The organism is Streptomyces sp. XY431 (assembly GCF_001279805.1).
GTDB classification, from domain to species: Bacteria; Actinomycetota; Actinomycetes; order Streptomycetales; family Streptomycetaceae; genus Kitasatospora; species Kitasatospora purpeofusca.
The window spans coordinates 38,653-65,170 of record NZ_LGDO01000207.1; the positions used below are offsets into that span (position 1 = coordinate 38,653).

Consider the following 26,518-nt stretch of genomic DNA (forward strand, 5'->3'; position numbering starts at 1 on the left):
CCGTCCACCCCGACCAGGTCAGCGCCGGCCCCGGTGGCGGCCGAGGTCGTGAGCAGTTCGGTGACCCGTCTCGAAGAAGTTCGACGGCGCCGCGGCGAACTTCGGCCGACCCCCACGGCCGAGCGCTTCAGTCAGCGGGTCCCCGAAGCCGATCAGGCCGCTCTCGCCGACCCGGTGCAGGAAGTCCCGCGGGTGGTTCAGCCGCAGGACGCGGCCGCCGGGCAGTCCGACACGCAGGCCGCGCCGCGAGGCCGCCCGGCGCAGCAGGCGCGCGGCGGCGGCCGCTCGCAGCGGCACGTCCGGTACCCGCGCGACGTCCGGCCGCGGCGGTGAACCGGAACGACGGCAGCAATGCCGCACCGCTTCTGCGTCGGCTCCCGCAGCGAGAAGCGGCGGCCTGCCCGGCCTGCGGAGCGAGCCCCCGCCGGCGCCGACCAGGGCGCGGTGTCGCACGGCCGCGGGTCGGCGGCCGTCACCCTCACCCGGATGGGCGCCGGCGGATCGGTACTGTGGCCGGACAACCCGTTGAGAGGCGCCCTCCCCCATGGCCAAGAACGCCGCCGAACCACGTCCCGCAGCCCGCAGGCCCCTGCTGCAGCTGACCGGTGTCAGCCGCTCGTACGGCGAGCGGGAGGTGCTGCACCCCGTGAGCCTGTCGCTGGCCGCCGGAGAGTGCGTGGCGCTGCTCGGGCACAACGGATCGGGCAAGTCGACCCTGCTCAGGGTCGCGGCCGGACGCGACGCCCCCAGCAAGGGCACCGTGGTCTTCGACGGCATCCCGATGGACGAGAACGACCCCCGGGTCCGGGCCCGGGTCGCGGTGGTCGGCGACACCGTCGCCTGCTACCCCGACCTGACCGTCCGCGAGCACCTGCTGCTGGTCGCGGTCGCGCACGGGGTCGCCGATGCGCCCGGCTGGGTCGCCCAGGTACTGGACGGCCGGATGCTCACGGAACGGGCCGACGCGCTGCCCTCGGCCCTCTCCTCCGGACAGATGCAGGCCCTGCTGCTGGCGTGCGCGCTGGTGCGCCCGCGCGACCTCCTGCTGCTGGACGAACCCGAGCAGCGGCTCGACCCGGACGCCCGCCGCCACCTCGCCGACCTGCTGAAGGCCGAGCTGGCCGACGGCGTCGCGGTGCTGCTGGTCACCCACCACACCGACCTGGCCATGGACGTGGCCGACCGGGTGGTGGTACTGGAGGACGGCAAGATCCTGAAGCAGGGCGCCACCCGCAAGGTGCTGGCCGCGGATTTCGCGGCCCGCGCCGCCGCAGGCTCGGCGGGTGCCCGGTGACCGCCGCTCCTCCCCCGAAAGCCGCTCCCGCCGCCGAGGCCCGGACGGACGACGACCGGATCGATGACCGCTCGACCGACGACGGCTGGACGGACGACGGCTGGACGGACGACGGGTCGATCGGCGACGGCTGGACGGACACCGACTGGTCCGAGGACTGGACCGACGAGACACTCGCCCTGCTCCGCACCCTGCGCGCCCCCCACCGGCGCAACCGCGCCAAGTCGGTCGGCTTCGCCGTCTACTGCGTGCTGCTCATCCTGATCATCTGGGGCGGCGTGCCCAGCCTCGGCCTGTTCCTGCAGGCATCCATGGGCGCCGACTACACCGGCCACGGCGGCGATCTGCTCGCCGCGATGCCCGCCGGCATCACCGCGATCGGGCTGGCCACCTTCCTCCTGCTGGTCCGGGACGGCCTGTGGCGCGGCCCGGTGGTGCCGCCCCGGGCGGCGGCCGACTGGCTGCTGATCCACCCCGTCCGCCCCCGCCCGGTGCTCCGGCCGTGGTTCTGGCTGTCCTGCGCCGTGGCCGCGTTCCCCGGCCTGGTGGCGGCGGTCGGCGGCATGGTCGCGCTCGGGCTCACCGTCCGGACCGGCCTGCCGGCCGCGCTCGGCTGGTGCCTGCTCGGGGGCCTGTGCGTGCCGCTCCTGGCCACCTGCGCCGCGCTGGTGGTGGAGCGCAGCGACCGCGCCGCCCGCTGGGTGCGCCGCCTCACTCCGGGGCTGACACTGCTGATCATCGCGCTGGCGGGGCAGAGCGCGCTGGCCGTCGCCGGTCACCCGGTGCGCTGGCTCGAGCTGGTCGAAATGTGGTCGGGGCCGTGGGGCTGGGCCGCGATCGCCGCACTGGCGCCGACCCCGGCCGCCGTGACGGGCGGCTGGGTGGCCGCCGCACTGCTGCTGGTGTCGACCGGTGCTGCCCTGGTGCTCGCCGACCGGGCCGCCGCGACGGTCCCGCTGGCCCGGCTGCGGGAGCGGGCCAGGACCGCCGCCGGGGTGCTGGCCGCGCTCCGGACGGTCGAGCTGCGCAGCGCGCGGCTGGCGGTGAACAGCGCCAACGGCAGCGCCCGGCAGCGCCGGATCCGGCTGCCCGCGCCCCGGCGGGCCTGGCTGGTGGTGCCGTGGCGGGACACCCTCGCCCTGCTCCGCTCCCCCGCCCGGCTGGGCCGCGCCATGGTGCTCACCGTGCCCGCGCTGCTCTGCGCCGTCCTCGCGCACGGCGCCGCGGGCGCACTGTCCTGGCTCGCCACCGCCGTCGCGCTGACGTTCGGCTACCTGGCCGTCGCGCAGTTGCTGGAGCCGGCCCGGATCGAGACGGACGATGTCCGGCGGGCCTCCTGGTCGCCGTATCCGTTCGCCGCCCTGATGCTGCGCCACGCCATCGTCCCGACGCTGGCCGGGGTCCTGCTGGGGCTGGCCTGCACCGGGGCGCTGCTGGCGGCGGGCACGGGCCCGGCGGCCTGGCTCGCCCCGGCCGCCGCGCCGGCGCTGGTCGCGGCGGGACTGGTGAACGCCTGCCGCGGGGTGCTGCGCAAGGACCTGATGTTCTCCCCCGCCCAGGGCGCCGGCGGTGGGACGGGCCCGATGCTGTTCGCCGCCTGGTACGCGGCCGGGCCCGCCGTGGGCGTGGCGGCGCTGACGCCGATGTTCTCCTCGGCACTGCGCAGCGGGGCCCTCGCGCCGGTCGGCAGGGCCGCCCTGATGGCGGTGGTGGTCGCGGTCCTGCTGCTGCGCTGGGCACAGGCCAGGGCAGCGAAGATGAGCAGGGCCCGTCCCGGGGGGAGCACTCCCTAGAACCGGGAGGAGTACTCCCCCGGTCCTGGGGGGAGCTCTACCCAGGACCGGGGGGAGCTCTACCCAGAAGCTGACGATCTGCAGGAACGTGCCGGGGTTGTCGTCGTAGCCACTGGGCTTCACCGCGAGGCCGACGATCCGGCGCAAGTCCGTGCCGAGGTCGGTCGCGGCGGGCGACGGACGGTCTACAAGTTGAACTTCGCGACGACCGGCGAGTGGTCGGAGGGCTTGTCGTGCGATGCGGTCGGCCGGGCCTCCACCACGCTCGACAGCTTGTCGATGGCAGTGGAGACCTCCTGGAACTTGGCCAGCAGCGAGTGGCTGATCAGGATGTGGTCGATGAGCTCGTGCTGACCCTCGAAGATGCGGGAGAAGCCGCCCTGCTCCAGGATCTTCGGAGCCAGATTCCACAGACGCTTGGCGTCGCCCCCGTCGGGGTGGTCGAAGCCACCGGTGCCCATCTGGGAGCCGGGCGGGCCGTACAGGATCTGGGTGGTAGCGGCCTGCCACTCGTCGTTGAAGTCGCCCAGCACGATGGCGTCGTGGGTTCGGCCGTCGCCCTGGAGCAGCTCGTCGGCCAGGGCGCGCATGGTGACGGCCTCGGCGGTGCGGCGGAAGAGCGCGTAGGCCCCGTATCGGGCGCGCAGGCGCTCATCGTTGGTGCTGTGCTGCTTGTTGGGGAAGGTCAGCAGCTTCGACTTCAGATGGCAGACGGCCACGTCCAGGCTGTGGCCCGGGGTCGGCTCCACCGTCACGGCGAGGCCACCGCGGCCCATCTCGCCGGTCGGGCTTCCCGGGATGCCGTCGTCCTCGACCTGGACGGGGTGGAGGTGGTCCGGGAAGTCCTTGCGCTGCCGGATGTTCGTGAGCGGCCACCGGCTGATGACGCCCACGCGGATGCCCCGAGGATCGGGATGGTTCGACAGCGCGGTGTGCCAGGTGCCCGGCAGCTTGGCCACCAGGTCGTCGAGCGCTTCCTGGCTGCCCACCTCCTGCACCCCGAGAAGGTCGGGACCGATCTCGGTGATGACTTCGGCCAGGGCCTCGACCTTGGCCTCGTACGTCGCCTGGTCCTTCGCGGCGCACGTGTTGGGGTTGGGCGGGCTGCCGACCGGCAGCGGCCGGCAGAAGTTCTCCACGTTCCAGGTCCCGATGATCGCGCTCACAGTTGCTCCCGTCGTCGTTCGGCCAGGTTGCGAGGCAGTGTTTCGCGCGTACGCGAACCAGGGGCGACTGGTAGGTGGAACGTGCCGCGCGTCCACTCGGCTGCCGTAGCTCTGCGATGCAGAACGCTGGGGCGCGCGACGCAGTCGACGCCCCGCGGTCGACAGCTCGGCGAGGGCGGCGCCGCTGCGCGTGTCGACGACGCCGGGCCGGCTGCCCGTCTGCGTCTCCTCCCCCACGTGGGCGCGCCGCCCGTCGCCGCTGATCAGGGCTCGCTGCGCCCAGGCGACGCCGGGCAGCGGCACCAGTCGTTCCATGCCGCCGACGGGGGGCTTGCCGCCCGCATCCTTCAGGACCTCGGCTACGGCCGTGCCGACACCGGGGCCGAGGAGAGCGCCTGCGGCCACGAGAGCGGCCGCAAGCAGGGAAGCTGCCCAACGGGCCACCGGTGGAGGTGAGTTCAGGGAGCCAGCCTCTCTCCCGGGACGGAATCGCGGACCTGCTACGAGGCTAAGGCATGAACATGTCCCTCCGGTTCGACGTGCGCCCGTCGGGCCCCGGTCCCCCGGGTGGGAAGGGGAGGCACTCCGCGGCGATCAGGCGATTATCGGCCATGCGCACCGCATCACTGTCTGATGACCTGTCATTGACACATGCTTGACCATCACTTTAATGTCGCAGTGGCGGCGACGAACGCGCCGCCGGATTACCGGTATATCTCGGAGGTCCGAATGGAACAGCTCATCAAGAAGATGACCCAGGACGACAAGTGGAAGGGCTGGGTCGCCGCCAACTCCGGAAGCACCGCCAAGGACGGCTGCATCAGCGCGGCCCCCAAGTCCGGGTGCATCAGCGTGGCCAAGGCCGGTTGTATCTCCTGACGCACCGACCGGCACCTGACGGCACAGGTCCGCCCTGAGCTGCGCCGACGAGGTTCGGGCCGGCCGGGACACCCGGTCGGCCCGGGCCTGCGGCGCACCCTCGCCTACGCGCTACCGCCCGTGCCGCGCGCCGTCCGCATCCCGCCCCGGGGCCGGGGAACCGGAGCCCCGGACACCGACCGGAGGTGACATTGAACGGCCAGCCGACCGCCGACGTGGTCGACCGGATCAAGGACGTTCCCCTCTACCGCACCTCGATCGAGCAGGGTTTTTTCCCCATTCTGGAGAAACCCGAGATCGCCCGCGGATTTCCCGACAACTGGATGACCCGGCAGCTGTCGGCCGCCCTCGCGGCCGGTGAAGCGGAGTTCGTGCTCTCCACCGGCACCAACCACGCCCGCATGCAGATCATCCGACCGCCCTACTTCCTGCTGAAGTCCTACTACCGCCTGTGGAGCGAGCACCCCGATCTCGCCGACACCTGGCGGGAGGGCTGCCACCGGGTCTCCCTCACCACCGTCCTGGCCACCGAGCACGTCGCCCGCGTCAACGCCCGCAAGCGGGGCGAGGAGCCGGTGGGCGAACCGGACCCGCGCGACCGGTGGCTGGACGACCGCACCCTCTACCTCAACCTGCGGCTGGACCCGGACCACTGGCAACGGGCCGACGTCGAGCGCATGCTCGCCGAGATCCGCGACGCCGCCCGCGCGCACCCGCGCGGCCGCTACCTCCTCGACTGCTCCTCCTCCCACCTCGCCCACCTGGTGCGCAAGGCCCGCGCCTGGGGCCTGTGGGAGGGGTTCCCGCCGCCGGCGGCCGTCGTCCACGCCTACGAGTACACGCCGGCGAACGTGGCCCGGTACCTGCGCGAGCACTTCGACTGCCCGATCGTCGACCTGTTCGGCAGCACCGAACTCGGCTACCTCTACTACAGCGACCGCGGCGGCGACTACCGGCCCTACCTGCACGACATGAGCGTCGAACTGCTGCCCGTCGCCCCCGGCAGCACCATCCACAGCCTCATCGTCACCAGCGTGCGCAATCCCTTCATGCCGCTGGTCCGCTACCGCTCGGGCGACTGCGTCCGCACCGCGGACGGCAGCACGGACCCGGAGCGCATCACCCGCTTCTGCGGCCGCGAGAAGGAACTGCTCGCCACCCCGCGCGGCCCCCGCGCCCAGGGCGACCTCGACGAAGCCGTCAGCGCCGTCACCCCGAGGGTCTTCCTCACCCGCCTGCACCTCGAGGAGCCGGACGGGGCCGTCCTGCGCTGCACCACCTTCGACGCAGCCCCGCTCACCCGTGCCGAGAGCGACGCCCTGGCCGGTGCGGCCGGCGAACTCACCGGCCGGCACTGCCGCGTGGAGCACCACGACCACCTGCCCGTCGGCGCCTCCGGCAAGTACGCCTGGCTCGCCGCGTCCCCGACCGCCGCCACGATCCCCGCCCCGCCGGCCGGAGGTGCCCGATGACCACCCAGTCCGAACCCCGGTCCGAATCGCAGGCCGAGCCGCAGGCCCGGTCCGAATCGCCGGGCCGTGTCACGGTCACGGCCACGGACCTCGAGGAGCTGCTCGGCGACGACCTCCACGCCGAGGTGGTCGCCTACACCGTCACCCGCACCGGCTGCACACCCGCCGACGCCGAACGCCAGGTCACCGAGTGCCTGCGCTACCTCTACCTCGTGTCCCGGCACCCCGAGGAGCTCGCCGGCCTCTTCCTCCCCGTCGAGCAGCACATCGACGAGATCTGGCACTACCTCATCCTGCAGACCCGCGAGTACCGCGCGCTGTGCGAGGAACGCCTGCCCGGCCGGTTCTTCGTCCACCACCGCGGCATCCCCTACGAGTCCTACCAGGAGGAGCCCGGCCGCCGGCAGGCCGCCGAGGAGGCACTGCGCTGGATCCCGCTCTACTGCCGTGCCTTCGGCCCCTTCGACGAGGGCGCGCTCGCCCACTGGACCGTCGTCCGCTACCTCCACGAACAGATGGACATGTCGCTGGAGGAGATCTCGGCACTGAACCCCCTGGCGTCCCCGTGACCGCCACCCCGCCGCCCGCCACCCCGGCGGCCGCCGCCGCACCCCGCCGCCCGCCGGGCCCGACCGGGGCCGGACCGGCGGGAGCCGGTCCGGCGGGGCACCCAGGGCCACCGGCGGCACCCGAGGCCCCCGAACAGCGGCGCATCCTGGCCGTCCTGGTCGCATCGCAGCTGGTCAGCGGCGCCGGACTCACCGCAGGCATCGTCGTCGGTGCCCTGCTCGCCGAACAGATGCTCGGCTCCCCCGGCCTCGCCGGCATCCCCACCGCCCTGTTCACCGGCGGATCGATGCTCGGCGCGCTCCTCGTCGGCCGGCTGTCCCAGCGGCGCGGACGCCGCCCCGGCCTCGCCGCCGGCTACGCGATCGGCGCCCTGGGCAGCCTCGGTGTGGTCGCCGCCGTGGCCCTGGACCAGGTCGCGCTGCTGCTGCCCTCGCTCCTGGTCTACGGCGCCGGCACCGCCACCAACCTCCTCGCCCGCTACGCCGGTGCGGACCTCGCCGCCCCCCACCGCCGCGCCCGCGCACTCAGCCGCGTCCTGCTCGCCGCCACCCTCGGCGCGGTCGCCGGCCCCAACCTCGTCCCGCTCACCGGCGACCTCGCCCGCGCCTGGGGCATCCCCCCACTAGCCGGACCCTTCCTGCTCGCCGCCCTCGGCTACACGGCGGCGGCCGTCCTCCTCACCGCACTGCTGCGCCCCGACCCCCTCCACCTGGCCCGGGCCCGGCTCCCCGCCCCGGACACCCCGGTCGCCGTCCGGGGCGGCGACGCCGACGACGAGGCCGACCCAGTACGGAAGGACGCCGGCCGACCACGAGGCCCGGGCGTCGCCACCGGCCTGTGGATCATGCTGCTCGGCCAGTTCCCCAAGGTCGCCCTCATGACGATGACACCCGTCCACCTCGCCGCCAACGGCCACGGCACCGCCACCATCGGCCTGGTCGTCTCGCTCCACATCGCCGCGATGTTCCTGCCCTCCCCGCTCACCGGCCTCCTGACCGACCGCCTCGGCGCCCTCCCCGTCGCCGCCGCCTCCGGCGTCCTCCTCTGCGCGGCCGCACTCCTGGCCGCCGCCGCGCCGGGCGACTCCGTGCCCCTCCTCGCCGTGGCCCTCACCCTCGCCGGCATCGCCTGGAACCTCGGCCTGGTCAGCGGAACGGCCGTCATCACAGCCGCCCTTCCACCGGGGCACGGCGCCAACACCCAAGGACTGGCCGACGTCGGCCTCGCCGTCGCGGGCAGCACCGGTGGCCTGCTCTCGGGCCTGGCCGTCACGGCCGGCGGCTACGACACCCTGGCCCTCTCCTGCGCGGCGACAGCCCTCCTCGTCACGCCACTGGCCCTGCGTGCGGCCCGCACCGGCACCTGACCCCGGTCGGCCCCGGACAGATCCCGCGGGACCCCGACCGACCTGGGCCCGCCGAACCGGGACCCGGCGAGTCCCTCCTCGACCTCCGCCCAACATCAGCCACAGGCCACCTCCAACACCGCCGCACCGACACCCACCCACCAATCCACCGCCACCGCCACCCTCGCAACCACAACCGAGCGTTTCGACTCGTCACGGCGCCAGGCCGGACCCCACACCCCCACTGACACCCCGCACCGGCCCGACCCTTCCGAAGGAACCAGGCAAACCGGACCCAACCGAATGAAAGTTCCGCGGTGACCCGACCACCGTCTACAACCCCGACACGGCCTGTCGACCGTCATCCGGTCCGTAGCGGCCCTGACGTCGGCCGCACACTCCAGGACGGCGAGCCCGTCGAGGGCGACCGCCACGTCGGACTGCGCCGATCCGACCCCAGGTTCCCCGACGGGGATTCGAGGGTCTGCGGACCGCGGAAGTCGCTGACGGCCGTGTCCCGGCCCGGGGGTTGTGCCCAGGCGGGCGACGGTGCTGCCGATCACGCCCGCGGCCGATGACTGGCAGGTGCCACCGCCGCCACCTCCCCCGGCACCGACCTACTGCTCCCCCACCGGTCAGGGTCGGATCGGCCGCAGCGGGGACTGCGGGTGGGCACCGGCGACGGCGCCCACCCGCAGTCCGGCGATCAGCTCCAGGGGTTGGCGGGCTGGTCGTTGATGGCGGTCCAGAAGCGCGTGTTGGTGGGCAGGGTGCCGTTGGCCCACAGGCCCCAGCCGGAAGCATCGTGGAACTCGGCCATCCGGAAGCCGGCACCGAAGGCACCGGCGCACTTCTGGTCGGCCGCGGCGCGGCTCGTGAGCTGGCTGCCGGGCAGCGGCGCGGTGGCCTTCACCTCACCGCCCACCCAGCTGTGGAAGCCGCTCGTGGGGACACCGGCCGGGGCGGGGCGGCCGTCCTGCTTGAGGCACAGCAGGGGCAGCACGGCGCTCGACGGGGTGTCGCCGCTGTACGGGTTGCTGTTGGTCGAGTTGTCGTAGCCGACGTGCACCACGTTGTCCGCGCGCTGTTCCAGGTTGGCCCAGGTCATGCCGCCGTGCTGGCCGCCGAACAGTGCCTGGTAGGCGGTGCTGTAGATGTTCCACTGCTGGTAGCTGCCGTAGTCGCAGCCGCGCATGACCAGCTTCCAGCCCCCGAAGGTCCTCTTCGAGTTGTCCAGGCACTGCGAGGTCGACACGTTCTTCAGTCGCACTCCGAGCATGCCGTAGAGCGGCGGCTCCGCCTGGAACGGGGTGATCTCCCACTGCTGGCTGGTGAGACCCACCAGACAACCGGAGCCCACCACACCGTCGAACTGGGTCAGACAGCGATCGCCCTCGGGGGCGGGGGTGGTGATCGTGTACCGCTCCGGGTAGCCGACGACGGGTTTGATCACCCACATGCCGGGGTTGTCGGACGGGGCGCAGGGGTGCATGTCCTGGGACTCGGCATGCCCGTCCGGACAGCGCTCGGAGTACTGGTTGAACAGGACGGTCGCAGGGGTGTCGGCGGACGCACCGCCGGGCACCAGGCCCAGACCGGTCACGGCGAGCGCGAGGGCGAACCCGAGGCGCCTGAGGGTTGAGCGCATGACTGTCTCCTGAGGGGTCAATGGAGTGACGGACCGCCGGGTGCGCACGTGCATCGGCCGGCGGTCGGTAGCGTCCGGACCGTGCTGCCTCCGCGGTCCGAACGAGGGAGAGTCTTGTCGCGGCGCACGGGTCGCCGGTAGTGGCTGATGTCATCGGCCGGGCGGGCCGTGTCATGGCCGACCGATGACAGTTGTCATGGCCTTTTGGCTGGTTCGGCCACAGACAACAGGTGACGGCGGATTCTAGGCTGGCCGGACATGATCACCTCACCCCCGCGGTCCGGGGCAGTCGAGCTGGGGAGGCTGGGCCGCCTGACCTCCTGGACGTTGCTCGCTCTGGGACCCCTTTGGCTGCTGCTGGCCGCAAACGACGTCGTGTTCAACCTGAGCCCCGGGCGTCGGGTGCTGGCCGCTCCGGTGCTCGCCGCCGTCGCCGTCCAGCACACCCTGCTGATCCGTCGGGCGGTGCCCAGCGGCCCCGCGAGCCGGGGCCCCCGGGGCGACTCCGCCATCGCCGGCGGTCGGTGGAACGTCCTGCTGCTGGCCGCAGCGATCGCGACCTGGGGCGACATGGCGGACCGCCCGTACACCGCGATCGACTGGGCCATGGTGCCCGGGGCCATGGCGGCGGCCATGGCCCTGTCCCTGCCCACGCGGGCGCGCCGACGGCTCCTGACAGCGGTCGCGCTGGGCTGCGCGGTGCTGGGTGAGGCGGTGGCGCAGTGGCGTCAGGACCACCCCGACCTGTTGCCCGGGGTCCCGGCGGCGACCGGCGCAGCGATGGTGCTGTTCATCGCCGGGGTGGAGTTGGTACTGGTCCGGTTGTGGCGGGCGGTGCTGGAGGCCGAACACGTCCGCGAGACCACGGCCGCCCTGGCCGTGGCGGAGGAGCGGCTGCGGTTCGCCGCTGATCTGCACGATCTCCAGGGCCACCGGCTCCAGGTCATCACGCTCAAGGGCGAGCTCGCCGAGCGGCTGATCGGCCGCAGTGACCAGGAGGCCCGTGCGCAGCTCCGGGAGATCACCGACCTGGCCCGCGCCGCTCTGGAGGAGTCCAGGGCCGTGGTCCACGGCTACCGGCGCGCCAGCCTGAGCACCGAACTGGCCAACGCCGCCGAAATCCTGGAGGCCGCCGGGATCCGCGCCACCGTCGACGGCGACGCCGCACACATCCCGCACCAGCTCCAGCCGGCCTTCGCCGCCCTGGTCCGCGAGGGCGTCACCAACATCCTGCGCCACAGCCGGGCCCGCCACTGCCGGATCACCATCACCGCCTCCCCGGGCCGGGCCCTCGTCCTGCTGCGCAACGACGGCGCCCCGTCACATCCCGCGGACCCCGGCAGCGGTCTGGCCGGACTGCAAGAACGCTTCCACGCCATCGGCGGGTGCATCCGCATCGCCACCCACCCCGGCGGCCACTTCGAACTGGCCGGCCACGCCTCCCGGGAGACCCCTGCGTGATCCGCATCCTGCTCGCCGACGACGAGGACCTCATCCGCGGCGCCCTCGCCGCACTCCTCGACCTCGAACCCGACCTGATCGTCACCGCCCAGGCCCCGGACGGCCGCGCAGCCGTCGAAGCCGCCGCCCGCCACCCGATCGACATCGCCCTGCTGGACCTGGAGATGCCCCACCTCGACGGCATCTCCGCCGCCCAGGCCATCAACAGGCACCACCCGGTCCGCACCGTCCTCGTCACCCGCCACGCCCGGCCCGGCGTGCTGCGTCGCGCACTGGCGGCGGGCATCCAGGGATTCGTCCCGAAAACCACTCCCGCCACCGAGCTGGCCGCAATCCTGCGGGACATCCACGCCGGCGGCCGCTACATCGACCACCGCCTCGCCACCCACGCCCTCACCGAGACCCCCTGTCCGCTGACCCCGCGCGAACTCGACGTCCTGCGCGCCGTGCGCCACGGCCAGGCCATCAGCGGGTTCGCCGAACAGCACCACCTCGCGCCCGGCACCGTCCGCAACTACCTCTCCGCTGCCATCACCAAGCTCGCCGTCCGTACCCGCCACGAAGCGGCGCGCCGTGCCTGGGAGGAAGGGTGGATCTGAGGTCGGGCCCGCGCGGGGGCCTTCGCAGGGGAAATCCGACTTCGGCGGGACCGGCCCACCCACCGGGACGCGGAGTCGGCCCGCCGGCCGGTGGTTACGCGCAGGTGTCGAGCATTTCGGTCAGGGCCGCCTTCTCGGGCACGGTGATGGACAGGCCGTGGACGTGCTTGGTGTCAGTCCAGGCCCGGCTGTAGGTGCACCAGTAGCCGGTGGCCGACGGGCGCCAGACGCTGGGGTCCTTGTCGCCCTTGCCGCAAAACGCGCGAGTTCTCGGAATCCTGGACATCGACGGGTCGGAAGCCACACGAGAGTAGTTGTTCGCACGCCCTTCCCGACCGAGTTCCAAGCATCCAGCAGCTGACCAAGCCGGTGGGAACGGAAAACCCGGTCGCCGTTGGCACAAGGTTCCTGAAACCCTGGCCGTCATGACCCCGGATCCCGTCGACCAGGCTCGACGTCTCGCATGTGACCGTTTCCCCGATGCGCTGGCTGCGACCCTTGCCGGGTCGACGGCTGCGGGGCGAGCCACTGCCAGCAGTGACCTGGACATCGCGGTGCTCATCGGAGACGGCGGCGAGACCTGCCGGGAGACGGTCCGGTTCGAGGGACGTGTTGTCGAGCTCTTCATCCACACACGTGCCGGTCTCGTGGATCTCTTCGCAGCGGACGTTGCCGCACGTCGCGCGGTCCTGCAGAGCATGTATGCCACCGGTCTCGTCCTGCTCGACACGAACGGTGAGGCCGGACGCGCCCGTGCCCTGGCCGAGGCGGACCTCCGCGAGGGTCCGCCGTCGCTGGAACCGGAGACGGTCGAAACGAAGAGGTACGGGTTGACGGACGCTCTGGACGATCTCGCCGACGCGGGCGACCAGATCGAGCGCCTTGCGGTGGCCGGCTTTGTTCTCAACGCTGCGGCCGATCTGCTCTTCGACTACCACCACGCGTGGATCGGCGGTGGGAAGTGGCTGCCGCGGCGCCTTCTGGAAGCGGACGCGGAGCGTGGGGCAGCCCTGCTCGAAGGTCACCTGCACCTGTGTGAGTCGGGAGACCCGGGACGCATGATCGACGCGGCATCAGGGATTCTCGACCTGGTCGGCGGGCCCCTTCGCGAGGGCTGTCGCAGGACCTGGCGCGGTGTCATCGAATCGGTTGCTGCTGCCTCCGGGCGTTGACGGGCTGAGGCCGGTGACGGCTTCGTCCCGGATGCGGTCCTGGCCGACGTCGCGCATGACCAGGCCGCGCCGGCCGAACACGCCCTGGGGCCGGGGCTTGGCAATTGCGGGGCTTGGCAATTGGAGGGCCGCCCGGGTCGAGGGCGTTTTGCCGGGAGACGAGCAGGTGGGGGGTGGCGGAACTCGGCCACCGGCGGTGGTGCTCGCGCAGCCAGTCGGCCGCCAGCTGGTGGGTGACGGGCCGCCCGAACCTGCCCGCCCGACAGGCCGGACCGCAGGGCGCCGTCCCGGCCCCGGACGGCACGGCGGGCACCTCCGGCCCCGCGCCCGAGGCCAACAGGAAGACGCGTTCCCGTCCCCCACCACCTGGCGCCGCAACCGCCCCAGCCGTACCCAATCCGATACAGCTGAGCCGGCCGGTAAGTCCTTTGACCAGTCGTTCTTCATTCGTCACCATGCTCTGGTGACAGTTGAGACCACCCTCGTCAAGGTTGATGCGGACCTTCGTGCCGGCCGGATACCCGTCGCTCGTCAACGCCTGCGCGGCCTGGTGGCCTCGTACCCGGCGGACCTCACGGCCAGGCAGCGGCTGGCCGAGGTCTACCGGTTGTACGGCGAGTCGGCCGAGGCAGGCCGTTGGGCCTACCTCGACGTGGACCGGGATCCGGGCGAGACGGCGGCTTTCGAGGCCCGTCACCCCGATCCGCTCGACCGGATGGTGGCCGTTGCCTGGCGTGGTCCCGAGGAGTCGGCGCCGACGGACACCGCCCGAGCCCGGCTGGCCGGGCTCCGTGAGGCAGCCTCCGCGCAGGCAGGCCGCCCCATCCACTGGCACCACGTGCGTGACCACGCCGAGAACACCGAGCACTCCGACAGTGACGACTCGGCCGGCAAGCTGTTCTGCGCCGGACTGGCTCTCGCCGCTCTGGTGCTCCTGGGCTTCGCGGCCCTTGGCGTCGCCACCTTCGTTCGCTGGTGGCTCTGACCCTTCGCCGCCGCCGCCCGCGGGCAGCCTTCACGTAACCCGCTCCCCCACCGCCGAGATCCTTCTGGCTCGACATTCCAGGTCCCTGCTGGCAGACAGCTGATCTCCCTGTCCGGGATGTCGACGACCCGGAAGCCGACTGCCCCGGGCGATCGCGAACACGGCTCCGAAGACGTCGTCAGAACGGCAGGAGAACGGTCGGACACGGCCGGGACGGGCCAACCGACAGAATCCATTGACCTGTAGTGACAGCCGCTCGGCGATGTGGGCGTTCCCGCCACCCCAAAGATCATTTCCCACGTCGATACTGGGGCATCACCTCCCGTGCCCTCAAGGGCAGGCCGTCCCGAAACAGGACGAGCCGCCAGGGTGGCAACAGGCGTGAGCCGGATGCACCAGCTCGGCTGGCCTTTTCGCAGTCCGGGACGGTCCGTCCTCCTGGACGCATTTGGCTCCGTCCGCACCGCCGGCGCCCGGTCGCCGCGTACGCCCAGGAGTCGGGCGCAAGAGGACCGGCCGCGGAGGCCCGGGCCGCCGACCCCGGGCCTCCGCGGCCGTCCAGCCGTTCCCGCACTCCAACAGCGCCGGCGTGCCCCGTACACACGCCGCCGCGGAATCCCGCCGCCGACTCGGCACAAGCCGACGCGCAGACCGCCGTTCCCCTGGACCGGCCGCCCGGCCGGCAGCGGGCACGGATCTCCGCACCACCACGGGAGCGGCCCTCACCCGGCTGCGATCACGCCCCGAGGCGGCTGTCAGAAATACAGTCTTGTGATCTTGCTGTCCTCGGTTTCGGTGCTGTCGCTCGTCATCATCCCGGTGGCGACCGTTCCGTGAAGGACGAAGTCGGGGATCAGGCAAACGGCTTGGGCCATCGCTCACTCACTCGAACAGGCCCTCACATCGGCAGGAGGACCGTGATGCGCATGACCCTGACCGTTTGCCTTGGCAACAGCCCTGCACATCGGAGGCCGACGCCCCAGGCCTGCTGATCAGGCGGAGGCGGCGGAAAGCAGCACGTCGACCAGTCGCTCGGCAGCGTCGGGGCGGCCCATCTGCCGAGCCTGGTAGGCGATCTGTCCCCGCAGCCCGGGGTCGGTGAGGAGCGGCTCGATCGCGTCTTGCAGCATGGTGGCGTTGACCTCTCCGGTCAGCGCCACCGCTGCGCGTCGCCGCTGCAGGTGCATCGCGTTCTGGGCCTGTTCGTTGCCGGCCGACGTCGCGAGCGGCACAAGCACGGCGGCCTTGCCCAGCGCGGTGAGCTCGGCGATCGTTCCGGCGCCGCTGCGGGACAGGACGACGTCGGCCAGCGCCAGCACGTCGGGGAGCTCGGGGCCGACGTATCCGGTCAGGTGGTAGCGGGCGGCCAGGTCCGGCCGCAGGGCGTTCACCGTCGCGCTGAGGGCGTCGAGGTTCGCGGGCCCGCACTGATGGATCACGTTCGCCCGCGAGAGGAGCCACGGAAGGGTGTCCCGCACCAGTTCGTTGATCTGCTGCGAGCCCTGGGCGCCGCCGGTCACGTACACGGTCGGCAGTCCGGAGGCGAAGGAGTGCAGGCCGAGCGCGTCGACTGCCTTCCGGGCGTGGCCGGCCAGCACCTCGGGCCGGACGGGGTTGCCCGTCACCACCGTGGTGCCGCGCACCGACTCCGGCAGAAGTTCGAGGGTGGCCTCTGAGGAGACCGCGAACCTGGTGGCCGCGCGCGCGAGCGACCGGTTCGCCAGCCCGAGTCGCACAGTCTGCTCGTGAACGACCAGCGGCCTGCGGCACATCTTCGCCGCCAGACCGACCGGCACCGCCACGTACCCGCCGGTGGCGAGGACGACGTCCGGCCGGAAGCCGGCGACGATCGCGCGGGCCTGGGCCACGCCGAGCGGGACTCGGCTCATGTCGCGCACGTTCGCGGGCGACACGAGCTTGAGGGGGTTGGACGAGCGCCGGACCTTGCCCGTGGCAACCGCGCGAAATGGGATGCCCTCGCTGGCGGCGACGCGGTTCTCCAGGCCACCGTCGACGCCGACCCACAGCACCTCCAGCGCGCGGCCCGCCGCGGCGAACCGAGTCTGGAGGGTCCGGACCGCGGTCAGGGCCGGGTACGTGTGACCGCCGGTCCCGCCTCCGGTCACGATCAGCCGGAACGGCTCGCTGCTGTGCTGCGTCACGGGGTGCTTCCTCTGTTCGCGGACGTCGTCCGGTTCACGCTAGTGCCTGCCTGGAGAGCCCATTTGGACCGTCACACCTGAGGGGGAGACGTCCTGGTGCGCTCGCGCGGGTACTGGCCGGAGCGCTCGCCGTGGCCGCGCTGCCGCGCGAGTTGTTCGCACCGGACCGGCTGTGGCAGTGGGACGGACACGCCTACGCGGCCGTCGACCGGCACGCCGACCCGGACCGCTGGGCTGCCGAAGCCTTACGCGAGCCAGGACGCAGCTGCCGTCACCCAGGTCTGCTTCGCAGGGGTGACCGACTCCGCCAACCAGTGCGAACGCGGATCGCCCCTCACGCTGCCGTGAGGGGCGATCCACAGGTCCGGAAACTGGAACGGCCGGTCGGATCCGAGGATCCGACCGGCCGTTCTCTGTGTGGCCCTCCGACAGAATGCGTCGACCTGCGGGGATGACCGGTCGACCGGTCATCACTTCCCACGTCGCCGGAGATCGTCTCCCAGGGCACTCGTTGCGGGATGCTTCATCGGCCGGGGACGGCGATGCCCTGGGTGGACTTGCCGCTGCCGCTCCAGTCGCCGGTGACCGGGAATCCGCCGTCGCCGTAGTAGACGTAGGTGGAGGATCCGTCGGCAGCGGCGCCGCGGAAGCGAAAGACGCTGCCGGTGGCCTGGTAGACGCCGACCTGGGTGGTGCCGCTGCCGTTCCAGTCACCGGTGATGGGTGTGTCCCCCGGCGCGCCGAACGTGAACGAGATGTCGGCGTCGCCGCCGTGGGCGGAGTTCACGAGGTAGAAGGTGGCGGTGTCGGGGTTGAACAGCCCCGGGGTGTCGTAGCCCTTGTGCGTCCAGTCCCCGGCGATCGGCTTCCAGTTGCCGCCGTCGCCCAGTCTGAAGGACGTCACGGTGCCGTCGTGGTGGCGCAGGTGGAACTCGGCGGTGCTCGGGCGGTAGATCCCCACTTCGGTGGTGCGTCCGCCGTCCCATCGGCCGACCACGGGGACGTCGCCGCAGTTGCCGAATCCGAAGTCGGTGGTGCTGGGGCCGCCGTCGAGCGAGTTCGTCAAGTAGAAGTGGGCGGTGGTGGGGTCGTAGGCGCCGGGGGTGTCCCCGCCGATGCCGTCCCAGTTGCCCGCCAGCGGGATCAGCGGGCTCTTGCCGAAGTCGAACGCGGCCCGGGTGGAGACGTTCGACCGGGCGGAGTCGGAGAGGAACCAGCGCAGGACACCGGGGGCCTGGGGCGGCATTGTGCCGGAGCGGACGAACCTGATCCAGTCGCCCAGGTCGTCGACCCGGGTGCCGACGGCGCCGTCGCGGGTGGTCTCGGTGCTGCCGAGGCAGCCCTTCTGCCAGGAGGTGCTGCTGACGGCGACGAGCTGGAGGGTGTTGTTGGTCTCCCGGAGCGCGGGTCCGCCGGTGTCGCCCTTGCAGACGGCGGCCCCGGCCGGTGCGGTGCCCGTGATGGCGAGGCCGGTGGCGGTGACGCCGTTGACGCCGAAGGCCGCAGTGTGCAGCCGGTCGGGCACCCATTCCGTCCTGGTCCGGCCGTAGCCGGCGACGCGCAGGGTCTCACCCTGGACGGGCGTCGCGGTGGCGAGGGGCACCGGGGCGATGTCGGTGATGGGGGTGGTGAGCCGGGCGAGGACGAGGTCGCGGTCGGTGCGGGGGACGAGTTCGGCGATGTCCCGGACCTGGCCGGTGGTGGTGGTGAGGTCGGTGCGTCCGACGGTGGCGGTGGTCCTGAGGGCGGGTGGTCCTGGGGGGACGGTGGTCGGTCGGGTGGGGTCGTCGGCGAAGCAGGAGGCGGCGGTGACGATCCAGTACGGGTCGACCAGGGCGCCGGTGCAGGCGCGTTTGCCGTCGCCGATGTCGAGCTTGGCGGTGAAGGAGTAGGAGGCGGGCGGCGCGGCGTCACCGCTGAGGGCAGGTGCGGGCGTGCCGGCCAGCAGGGCACCTGTCAGGGCGACGGTTGTGACCGTCCCGGTCGTCCACGCCGAGCGTGACCGTGAGCGAAGCATGAGGTGGCTCTTCTCCGTTCTTGAACCTGTTGGTGCCTCGGGCGGGTGGATCACGGGTTCGGTCAGCCTGCCACGGGGATCCGGCCTACCACGGACCAGCCGGACCAGCCTCCGCCGTTGGTGTTGTAGGCGTGGGCCATGACGCCGTCGGTGCCCTGGCCGAAGACCTCGGCTGTTCGGGTGTCGGGGTTGTAGACCGCGGCGGGGGAGCTGCCGAACTTCCAGCTGCCGGTTGTGGTCCAGGGTGTCCAGCCGGTGGCGCGGCTCCACGTGGCCCGGTAGATCGATGCGTCGGTGCCGGTGGCGAAGACCTCGAGGGTGTTGGTGACCGGGTTGTGGAGGACGGCCGGCAGGCCGACGAACGCGACTCCGGGGTCCAGCGCGTACCAGCCGGACCAGCCCTCGCCGTTGGTGTTGTAGAGGTGCGCCATCACGCCGTCGGTGCGCAGGGCGAAGACCTCGGCAGTCCTGGTGTCGGGGTTGTAGACCGTGGAGGCGTCGCCGCGGAACGTCCAGTCGCCTGTCGCGGTCCAGGGTGTCCAGCCGGTGGCCCGGCTCCACATGGCCCGGTACATGAATCCGTTGGTGCCGGTGGCGAACACCTCGAGCGCATTGGTGACCGGATTGTGGAGGACGGCCGGTTCTCCGGCGAACCTGGCTGCAGGGTCCAGCGCGTACCAGCCGGACCAGCCCTCGCCGTTGGTGTTGTAGAGGTGTGCCATCACGCCGTCGGTGCGCAGGGCGAAGACCTCGGCTGTCCTGGTGTCGGGGTTGTAGACGGTGGTCGGGTCGCCGCGGAACGTCCAGTCGCCGGTCGTGGTCCAGGGCCCCCAGCCGGTGGCGCGGCTCCATGTCGCCCGGTACATCAACCCGTTGGTGCCGGTGGCGAACACCTCAAGGTTGTTGGTGACCGGGTTGTGGAGGACAGCCGGTTCTCCGGCGAACCTGGCTGCGGGGTCCAGCGCGTACCAGCCGGACCAGCCCTCGCCGTTGGTGTTGTAGGCGTGGATCATGGTGCCGTCGGGCCGCAGTGTGAAGATCTCGGCGGTCCTGGTGTCCGGGTTGTAGACGGTGCCGCGGTTCCCGGACCGGACGGTTGCGGCCCAGGCGGAGGCGGTCTGTTGGATCCAGTCGCCGAGGTCGTCGGTGCGGGTGTTGTAGGCGCCGGTGCGGGTGGTCGGGGCGGCGCCCAGGCAGCCGTTCTGCCAGGAGCGGCTGTTGAGGGCGGCGAGTGCGTAGTGGTCGCCGACCTGTCGCAGGGCGGGGCCGCCGGTGTCGCCCTTGCAGACGGTGGCGTCCGCGGGGGCCTTGGCGGTGATGGCGAGGCCGGTCGGGTCGACGGTGCCGACGGTGAACAGGGCAGTGTGGAGCTTGTCCGGCACCCACTCGGTCCTGGTACGACCGTAGCCCGCCACCCGGAGCTCCTCGCCCGGAGTGGGGGCGATTGCGGCCACCGCCACCGGCGCGATGTCGGTGACGGGGGTGGCGAGCCGGGCGAGGACGAAGTCGCGGTCGGTGCGGGGGACCAGTTCGGCGACGTCCCGGACCTGGCCCGTGGTGGTGGTGAGGTCGGTGCGTCCGACGGTGACCGTGGTCTTGAGTGTCGGCGGGCCTGCGGGGACGGTCGTCGGATGGGCGGGGTCGTCGGCGAAGCAGGAAGCGGCGGTGACGATCCAGTACGGATCGACCAGGGCGCCGGTGCAAGCGCGTTCGCCCTCACCGATTACCAGGCGCGCGGTGAACGCGTAGGAACCGGTCGGCGCGGCGTCACCGCTGAGGGCAGGTGCGGGCGTGCCGGCCAGCAGGACACCTGCCAGGGCGACGGTCGTGACCGCCCCGGTCGTCCACGCCGAGCGTAGTCGCGAGCGAAGCATGGCGCGCTGTCCTTTCAGTCCTGTTTCAGCCGGAGCAAATTGCTTTGTGTTCATTCGGTGCCGCGCGGCAGTGGCCCTGCGGGGCCGAATCATCCGGTGATGCGCAGTTCGACCAGGACCGAACGCTTTCCGCCGGGCAGGCTCTCGCCGACCGGTTCAACCGAGTTCGGGCCGATGTTCACCTGCTTCTCCTGACCGGCCGCGACCAGTTTGGCGCTGACGGAGCGGTCCTCGGTCCAGATGCCATAGACGTCCGGCAGTTCCATGGTGAGGTAGCCGGTCGTACCTGAAACGGTGAAGCAGTATCCGAGCCTGTCGAGGCGTGATTCGACGAAGATCTCGTTCGCCGCCTGGCAGCTGGTCGGAACCGTGTGGTCGGGGCCTTCCTTGAGTCGGATGTGCCCGTCGCCCCGCTTCAACGTGATCTTGCGCTCCGTCAGGATCCGGTCGGCCTCCGGGTACTGGAAGTCCTCGACAGCGGTGGGCATGTCCGCCTCCGCCGATGGGGCTCCGGTAGTAGCCTGCGCGGCCGACAGGGACGCGAGCCCGATGCCTACCAGCAGAGTTCCTGAGGCGCCGACCATGAGAATCGTTCGGATACGGGATTTGATCAAGGCAGATCCTTCGATCCTGGCGGGACCACGATGATTCCGCAATGCCGGAAGGGGTGTTGAACGACGATGGAGCCAGCGTAAAGTACCAGCAATCTCCGCCCCTGGGAGAGTGATCGAATCGTTCAAGAACTCTTCCCGATCGACTTTTCGGCCACGCCTCATGAATTCGCATACAGGATTCCGCTTCTGATGCTCGGTGCTCTGTTATCGAAACATATATGCACCATTTGGGGGGATTGATTGTGAACCATCCCATCCGATCTTTGGCGGCACCTGGAGCCGCAGGGAGGACGCGGCGCCGCAGGGTCCGGGCGTCGGTCCTCGGCCGAATATGCGCGGGCCTACTGCCGGTGGCCCTCACCGCGGGCCTGCTCGGCACAGTCCCCGCGTTCGCTACCGACCCCGGGCCCGGCCCGGGTGCGCCGACGGAGACGGACCGCACCCGGGTCGTGAACATCTGGCTGCTCGGAGGCCCCGGTGTGAAGGCAGCCGCCGAGACGGCGCTGACCGGCACCGACGAGGACGTCAAACGCTTCCTCGACGTCGAGGCGGACCTCGCGGAGTACCACGACGAACGCGTCTCCACGTTCCAGATCTTCAGCCTCGGCGGCGCCGGGGTACGCGAAGCGGCCGCCAAGGCCCTGAAGGGCTCCCAGGGAGAGCTGCGCACCTTCCTCAAGGACGGCTGGCAGATACCTCTGGAGCAGGACCGCAGGGTCGAGGCGTTCGAGGTCCTGGCCACCGGTGGGGTGAGTGTCAAGGAGCAGGCCACCGCCGCATTGCAGGGCGCCCCCGAGGACTTGAAGAAGTTCCTCGAGCAGGGCCGGTACGACGCCGCCGCGGTCGACGACCGCGCCCGCGTGATGCAGCTCCTCGCGGCCGGCGGCCCCGCCATGAAGGAAGCCGCCAAGGTCGCGCTGCGGGGCACGCCCGCCGATATCGCCGAGTTCCTCTCGGTCGGGCAGTTCGTGGCCCTGGCCAGGGACCAGGAACGCGCCACGATCTCCCAGCTGGCCGACCAGGCAGAGCAGGCCGGCCGGCAGACCCAGATCGCCAAGGACGCCGCCAAGGCGGCCTCCGCACGCGCGGTCGAGACCTCCCGACTGGCCAAGGAGGCAGCCGAGACCGCGGCCAGGGAGACCGAGGCGGCCGGCCAGGACCTGGCCCGCGTCAAGGAGGCGGCCGCGCGTGCCGCCGACGCGGCCCAGGGTGCCGCGGCTGCCGCCGCCCAGGCGGTCGCGGCCGCCGGCGCCGCCAACCGGGCCTCCCGCACCGCCGCCGGCGCCGCGAGCGCCGCCGCCAGCGCCGCAGGCGGCGCAGCCCTGGCCGCGGCCGACGCCCGCAGGGCCGCCAACGCCGCGGCCTCCGACCGCGGCAGGGCCGCCGAGGCCCGCCAGCGGGCCGAAGAGGCCCGCAACGCCGCCGCGGACGCCCAGCGCGCCGCTCAGGCCGCCGAACACGCGGGCGCCGCATCCAACGCAGCTGACGAAGCATCGGAGGCGGCCAGGAGCGCCAGCGCCAACGCGAACTCGGCCGCCGGCTCCGCCGACAGGGCCGGCAACCTGGCGAACGCCGCAGGCGCCAGCTCCCAGCAGGCCCACGCCGCCGCCGACCAGGCCCGCCGCCAGGCCCGCGAGGCCGACCGAGCCGCCACCGCCTCCAGCACCCTGGCACGTCAGGCCACCCAGGCCGCCTACCAGGCCCGCGACGCCGCCCGATCCGCCGCCACGCACGCCCAGAACGCCGCCACCGCTGCCGACCAGGCGGCCGAACACGCCGGCGAATCCGCCACCTCCGCGGCCGAGGCAACCCGCCAGGCGGAAGCCGCTCGCGCCGCCGCCGCGACAGCGAGCGCGGCGGTCACCACCGCGGGCACCGTCTACGACCTCGCCCGCAGGACCGAGAGCGAGGACCTCACCGCCCGCACCGCCGCCGCCCTCGAGGAAGCCCGAGCCTTGAAGGCGGAGGAGGACGACGCCACCGGCAACATCGGCGCCCTCCTCGCGGACTGGAGGACCCTCGAACAGCAGGCCGCCGACCTCGCCGCCGAAGCCGCCCGCCCCGACGCCGACCCCAAGGCCGTGGCGGCCAAGGGCCGCAAGGCCGCGCTCCACACCGCCAAGACCGGCGGACCGTGGAGCCAGGAGGCCGCCAAGGCCGCCCTGTCCGGCACCGACGAGGCGGTCGTCGACTGGGCACGCACCGGACGGCACAAGGCCGAACTGGACGACATGCGCCAGAACGTGGTCGAAATCGCCCAGGACAGCCCCGACCAGGCCGTGCGCACCGCCGCAACCACCGCACTCCAAGGCACCCCCCAGCAGATCGAGGCCTTCTTCACCACCGGCCAGCACGACGCCGCGATCACCGACAACCGCATCCGCGCCTACCAGCTGATCGCCACCGGCGGCGCCAGCGTCAAGGAAGCCGGCGAAGCCGCCCTGCGGGACGGCTCACCCCACGCCGTCGCCGCCTTCCTGATGACGGGCCAGTACACCGCCCGCCGGATCGACGAACGCGTCCAGGCCACCCAGCTCCTGGCCGCTGGCGGCCCCGAGGTCCAGGCCGCGGCCAAACTCGCCCTCGCCGGCCCCCCAGGCCTCGTCACGTCTTTCTTGCAGACCGACCGCTACATGGCCGACCGCAAGGACCTGCTCGCCGCCACCCACGCCGACCAGATGCGGCACCTGATCGCCAAGGCCGCCCAGACCGCGGCCCAGGCCCAGCAGGACGCCTGGGAAGCCACCGAAGCCGCCGCCATCGCCAACAACGCCGCCACCGAGGCCCAGACCGCCGGCACCCAAGCTCGCTCTCACGCCGATCAGGCCGCACGATACGCAGCCGACGCCAGCACCGCCGCCCGGAACGCCGAAACCTCCGCCACCCGCGCCGGCCAGTCCGCCACCACCGCCCGCAACGCCGCCAACGCCGCCGCACGCGACGCCGGCAAGGCCACCGCCTCCGCCAACCGCGCCAGCGCCTCCGCCGCCCAAGCACGCTGGTCCGCCACCACCGCCCGCACCGCCGCGGACAACGCCTACGCCTCCTCGCAAGCGGCAGGCCAGGACGCCGACGCCGCACAGCAGGCCGCCGACCAGGCCTGGGACATCGCCGTAACAAAGGCGAACCAGGAACGCCAGGCCGAACTCGCCACCGAAGAGGAGAACACCCAGGCCGAGGCCACACAGATCGAGGAGGAGCTCAAGAAGGAACTCGAAGCACTGATCCAGAGCGAGGCAACCCAGGCCGAGCAGGACTACAGCAGCGCAAACAAGAAGCCCTGCAGCCACCGGCTCTCGTCCCTCAGGTGCTTCCTCAACATACCAACCGGGCCGATAACGAACGGCCTCCTGGACATGCTCGACGACGTCACAGAATTCTTCAATGGCGTCCATGACAAGGCCGAACTCTTCAAGAAGGTCTTCAAGATGGTCCTCGGCTTCGACAGCGCCGAGGAATGCATCAGGAACAAGAGTGCCATAGCCTGCGCGGAACTCGCCGTCAGCTTCTTCCCCGCCGGAAAGGCAGCCAAGCTCGCCCAACTCGCGAGAAAGGCCAAGAACGCCGAGGAAGCCGCCGCAGCGGCACGGTTCAGGCGAATTGCGGGAGACTGCTTGAAGCCGAACAGTTTCCCCGCCGGCATACGCGTCCTCATGGCCGACAAAACCGCCCTCCCGATCGAGCAGATCCGCGTCGGCAACCAGGTCTGGGCAACCGACCCCGAAACAGGGGAAACCGGCGGACGCCGCGTCGACGCCACTATCTACACCCCTGACGACCGGGAATTCTCCGACCTCACCATCACAGCGAAGGACGGCACCACCGGGACACTCACCGCCACCGACCACCACCCCTTCTGGGTCGAGAACGACTCGAGGTGGGCCAACGCCGACAGCCTCAACAGCGGCGACAGCCTGCGCACCCCGAACGGACAAACTGCGGACGTCACCGAGGCAAGACACCGCACGGGACTCGACGCGGCCTACAACCTGACCGTCCAGGACCTCCACACGTACTATGTCCTCGCGGGGTCGACGCCAGTCCTGGTTCATAACAGCGGACCTGGCTGCGGGTCGATTTGGATGGATTCGAATAGGGTGCCTCACTATTTCAAGCATGCTGATGATTTCGGGATCACGGCCTCGGAGAGTACGGCGAGTAAGGAAGCGTTCGTGGAGGCGGTTCGTTATTTCGTGAAGAATCCTGGAAATGTTCAGATCCGAGGGACGTTCCGAGGGGATCCTGCCTTGCACTACGTGGACCTCAATACCGGGCTGCACGTGTCAGTCAACCCCGCGACGGGCAAGTACTTGGGCGGCTGGAAATCGGCCCCGGGGACAGATCAGTTCTTGTACCTAACGACACAGGGGAAGCTGTGAATGCCAGGTTGGAGCCGTTCGCGGTGTTGGCGAGCGCGGTTGCGGAGGGAAGGTTGTCTCCGCAAGAGTTTGTTCAGGTGTGTCTCCCGCTGTACAAGCACTATGCCGAGCCGTTCCCTTCGGAAGCTCATTACCAAATGGCGACCGAACTCTTCTACATGGCTGCCGACTACTACGGGGGCGAGGGGGATCCTGGCCCTGGCGAGCTGAGTGGATCTCAATTGAAATCAGCCGCCCTGGATCTCTCCCGGCGGATGAATTCGTTGCTAGAACACCAGGGCTCTTGAGGTTCTTGGATTACTCACGGTGGATTCCGCTGTGCATTTCAGAGGCCCCGCCGGAGTTCACTCCGGCGGGGCCTCTGGCCGTCTTGACGGCAACGCTTGACGGCAACGTCAGCGGACGGGTGCTGCACAAAGTGGCGGTTCGTCGCCGTCGTCGGGCTCGGCCGTGGCATCTGCGGCGTGGCGAAGAACGTTGCTGAGGACGTCGATGGCTTGGCGCTGGAGGCGGGGTACGTACGCGACGGCGACCACCGCGACCCCGGCGACACAACGGCTGGCCGCAGGCGCGCGAAGGCCCGCCCGGCACTGTTCGGCTACGAGGCCACCCTCGTCGTCTCCGGCGACACCACCCCCAGCCGCGACCTGCCCCCGCACCTGCGGCTCCCGGCCCTGGCACTGGCGTTCACCGTCCACAAGCCCGGACACGACCCCGCCGGCAACGCCCTCACCGCCCTGAAGGACCTCAGCCGGCGCGGATACAAGCCGGGCTGGCTCGCCGCCGATCGCGCCTACAGCAGCGCCCAGCCCGACAGCTTCCACCTCCCTCTGCTCGACCTCGGCTACCGGCCGATCTGGGACTACCGCCGCGACCAGCTCGGCATCCAGGGCAGCCACGCCGGCGCCCTGCTCGTCGACGGCACCTGGTACTGCCCGAACATCCCCGCCCCGCTGATCACCGCCACCGCCGACCTCCTCAACAAGAAGATCGACCGCGCCACCTGGCGCCACCGCGTCGATGCCCGCCCCGCCTACCGCCTGCGCCGCAAAGCCGCCCCCGACCAGCGCGGCGCCCGCCGCCTGCTG

19 protein-coding genes and 1 pseudogene are annotated in these 26,518 nt (G+C 71.6%); 12 read left to right on the forward strand and 8 right to left on the reverse strand.

Annotated features, from left to right (window positions below; all coding sequences use genetic code 11):
• Nucleotides 1-18 precede the first annotated feature (18 nt).
• On the reverse strand, nucleotides 19-297 hold the full coding sequence (locus tag ADK60_RS20460; protein WP_053647919.1) for a hypothetical protein: 279 nt from the start codon (nucleotides 295-297) through the stop codon (nucleotides 19-21).
• Between the two features lie 247 nt (nucleotides 298-544).
• On the opposite strand from ADK60_RS20460, the gene ADK60_RS20465 reads away from it, so the two are divergent.
• On the forward strand, nucleotides 545-1,294 hold the full coding sequence (locus ADK60_RS20465; protein ID WP_053647920.1) for an ABC transporter ATP-binding protein: 750 nt from the start codon (nucleotides 545-547) through the stop codon (nucleotides 1,292-1,294).
• On the forward strand, nucleotides 1,291-3,087 hold the full coding sequence (locus ADK60_RS20470; protein ID WP_234371178.1) for a DUF6297 family protein: 1,797 nt from the start codon (nucleotides 1,291-1,293) through the stop codon (nucleotides 3,085-3,087). The genes ADK60_RS20465 and ADK60_RS20470 overlap by 4 nt, the downstream gene beginning before the upstream one ends.
• 185 nt (nucleotides 3,088-3,272) lie before the next feature.
• Here the strand turns inward: ADK60_RS20470 and ADK60_RS20475 are convergent, their stop codons facing one another.
• Nucleotides 3,273-4,253 (reverse strand): endonuclease/exonuclease/phosphatase family protein, encoded by a 981-nt coding sequence (locus ADK60_RS20475; protein ID WP_234371179.1) that lies wholly within the window; start codon nucleotides 4,251-4,253, stop codon nucleotides 3,273-3,275.
• Nucleotides 4,254-4,904: 651 nt separating this feature from the next.
• Here ADK60_RS20475 and ADK60_RS44925 point away from each other — a divergent pair.
• From ADK60_RS44925 to ADK60_RS20500, 4 genes are all read left to right on the forward strand, one after another.
• Nucleotides 4,905-5,132 carry a hypothetical protein gene (locus tag ADK60_RS44925; RefSeq protein ID WP_159400510.1) on the forward strand — a complete coding sequence of 76 codons (228 nt, stop codon included), beginning with the start codon at nucleotides 4,905-4,907 and terminating at the stop codon, nucleotides 5,130-5,132.
• A 191-nt stretch (nucleotides 5,133-5,323) separates the two neighbouring features.
• On the forward strand, nucleotides 5,324-6,604 hold the full coding sequence (locus ADK60_RS20490) for a phenylacetate--CoA ligase family protein (protein ID WP_053647925.1): 1,281 nt from the start codon (nucleotides 5,324-5,326) through the stop codon (nucleotides 6,602-6,604).
• Complete coding sequence (locus ADK60_RS20495) at nucleotides 6,601-7,173, forward strand: glycine-rich domain-containing protein (protein WP_234371180.1); 573 nt, start codon at nucleotides 6,601-6,603, stop codon at nucleotides 7,171-7,173. The genes ADK60_RS20490 and ADK60_RS20495 overlap by 4 nt, the downstream gene beginning before the upstream one ends.
• Entirely contained in the window at nucleotides 7,170-8,540 is a 1,371-nt protein-coding gene (locus ADK60_RS20500; RefSeq protein WP_079008559.1) for an MFS transporter, read from the forward strand. Before ADK60_RS20495 ends, ADK60_RS20500 begins: the two co-directional genes overlap by 4 nt.
• Before the next feature lie 685 nt (nucleotides 8,541-9,225).
• Here the strand turns inward: ADK60_RS20500 and ADK60_RS20505 are convergent.
• Nucleotides 9,226-10,167 (reverse strand): ricin-type beta-trefoil lectin domain protein, encoded by a 942-nt coding sequence (locus ADK60_RS20505; protein ID WP_053647927.1) that lies wholly within the window; start codon nucleotides 10,165-10,167, stop codon nucleotides 9,226-9,228.
• Nucleotides 10,168-10,425: 258 nt separating this feature from the next.
• On the opposite strand from ADK60_RS20505, the gene ADK60_RS20510 reads away from it, so the two are divergent.
• Entirely contained in the window at nucleotides 10,426-11,628 is a 1,203-nt protein-coding gene (locus ADK60_RS20510; protein WP_053647929.1) for a sensor histidine kinase, read from the forward strand.
• Nucleotides 11,625-12,227 carry a response regulator transcription factor gene (locus ADK60_RS20515; RefSeq protein WP_053647931.1) on the forward strand — a complete coding sequence of 201 codons (603 nt, stop codon included), beginning with the start codon at nucleotides 11,625-11,627 and terminating at the stop codon, nucleotides 12,225-12,227. The genes ADK60_RS20510 and ADK60_RS20515 overlap by 4 nt, the downstream gene beginning before the upstream one ends.
• Nucleotides 12,228-12,321: 94 nt before the next feature.
• On the opposite strand, the gene ADK60_RS46760 is transcribed toward ADK60_RS20515, so the two are convergent.
• Nucleotides 12,322-12,513, reverse strand: a complete 192-nt coding sequence (locus ADK60_RS46760) for a hypothetical protein (RefSeq protein ID WP_234371181.1) — start codon at nucleotides 12,511-12,513, stop codon at nucleotides 12,322-12,324.
• 139 nt (nucleotides 12,514-12,652) lie between these two features.
• On the opposite strand from ADK60_RS46760, the gene ADK60_RS20525 reads away from it, so the two are divergent.
• Complete coding sequence (locus ADK60_RS20525; RefSeq protein ID WP_107094671.1) at nucleotides 12,653-13,399, forward strand: nucleotidyltransferase domain-containing protein; 747 nt, start codon at nucleotides 12,653-12,655, stop codon at nucleotides 13,397-13,399.
• 463 nt (nucleotides 13,400-13,862) lie between these two features.
• Entirely contained in the window at nucleotides 13,863-14,384 is a 522-nt protein-coding gene (locus ADK60_RS20530; RefSeq protein ID WP_045944244.1) for a DUF6584 family protein, read from the forward strand.
• Nucleotides 14,385-15,376: 992 nt separating this feature from the next.
• Here ADK60_RS20530 and ADK60_RS20535 read toward each other — a convergent pair.
• The 4 genes from ADK60_RS20535 to ADK60_RS20550 all read right to left on the reverse strand — a co-directional run bounded on the left by ADK60_RS20535 (nucleotide 15,377) and on the right by ADK60_RS20550 (nucleotide 21,051).
• Complete coding sequence (locus ADK60_RS20535) at nucleotides 15,377-16,546, reverse strand: UDP-N-acetylglucosamine--N-acetylmuramyl-(pentapeptide) pyrophosphoryl-undecaprenol N-acetylglucosamine transferase (protein ID WP_053647937.1); 1,170 nt, start codon at nucleotides 16,544-16,546, stop codon at nucleotides 15,377-15,379.
• Nucleotides 16,547-17,069: 523 nt separating this feature from the next.
• Nucleotides 17,070-18,563: a S1 family peptidase gene (locus tag ADK60_RS44930; protein ID WP_053647939.1), complete on the reverse strand. Its 1,494-nt coding sequence runs from the start codon at nucleotides 18,561-18,563 to the stop codon at nucleotides 17,070-17,072.
• 62 nt (nucleotides 18,564-18,625) lie between these two features.
• Nucleotides 18,626-20,437 (reverse strand): DUF8189 domain-containing protein, encoded by a 1,812-nt coding sequence (locus ADK60_RS20545; protein ID WP_053647941.1) that lies wholly within the window; start codon nucleotides 20,435-20,437, stop codon nucleotides 18,626-18,628.
• 89 nt (nucleotides 20,438-20,526) lie between these two features.
• The gene (locus ADK60_RS20550) at nucleotides 20,527-21,051 is read right to left on the reverse strand and encodes a hypothetical protein (RefSeq protein ID WP_234371182.1); all 525 of its coding nucleotides are present in this window, start codon (nucleotides 21,049-21,051) and stop codon (nucleotides 20,527-20,529) included.
• A gap of 449 nt (nucleotides 21,052-21,500) precedes the next feature.
• Between ADK60_RS20550 and ADK60_RS47735 the strand changes: the two genes are divergently transcribed.
• Together ADK60_RS47735 and ADK60_RS44940 are read left to right on the forward strand one after the other, a co-directional pair.
• Nucleotides 21,501-25,430 carry a polymorphic toxin-type HINT domain-containing protein gene (locus ADK60_RS47735; protein WP_159400511.1) on the forward strand — a complete coding sequence of 1,310 codons (3,930 nt, stop codon included), beginning with the start codon at nucleotides 21,501-21,503 and terminating at the stop codon, nucleotides 25,428-25,430.
• Nucleotides 25,431-25,894: 464 nt separating this feature from the next.
• A pseudogene (locus tag ADK60_RS44940) lies at nucleotides 25,895-26,518 on the forward strand (hypothetical protein); the annotation flags it as partial.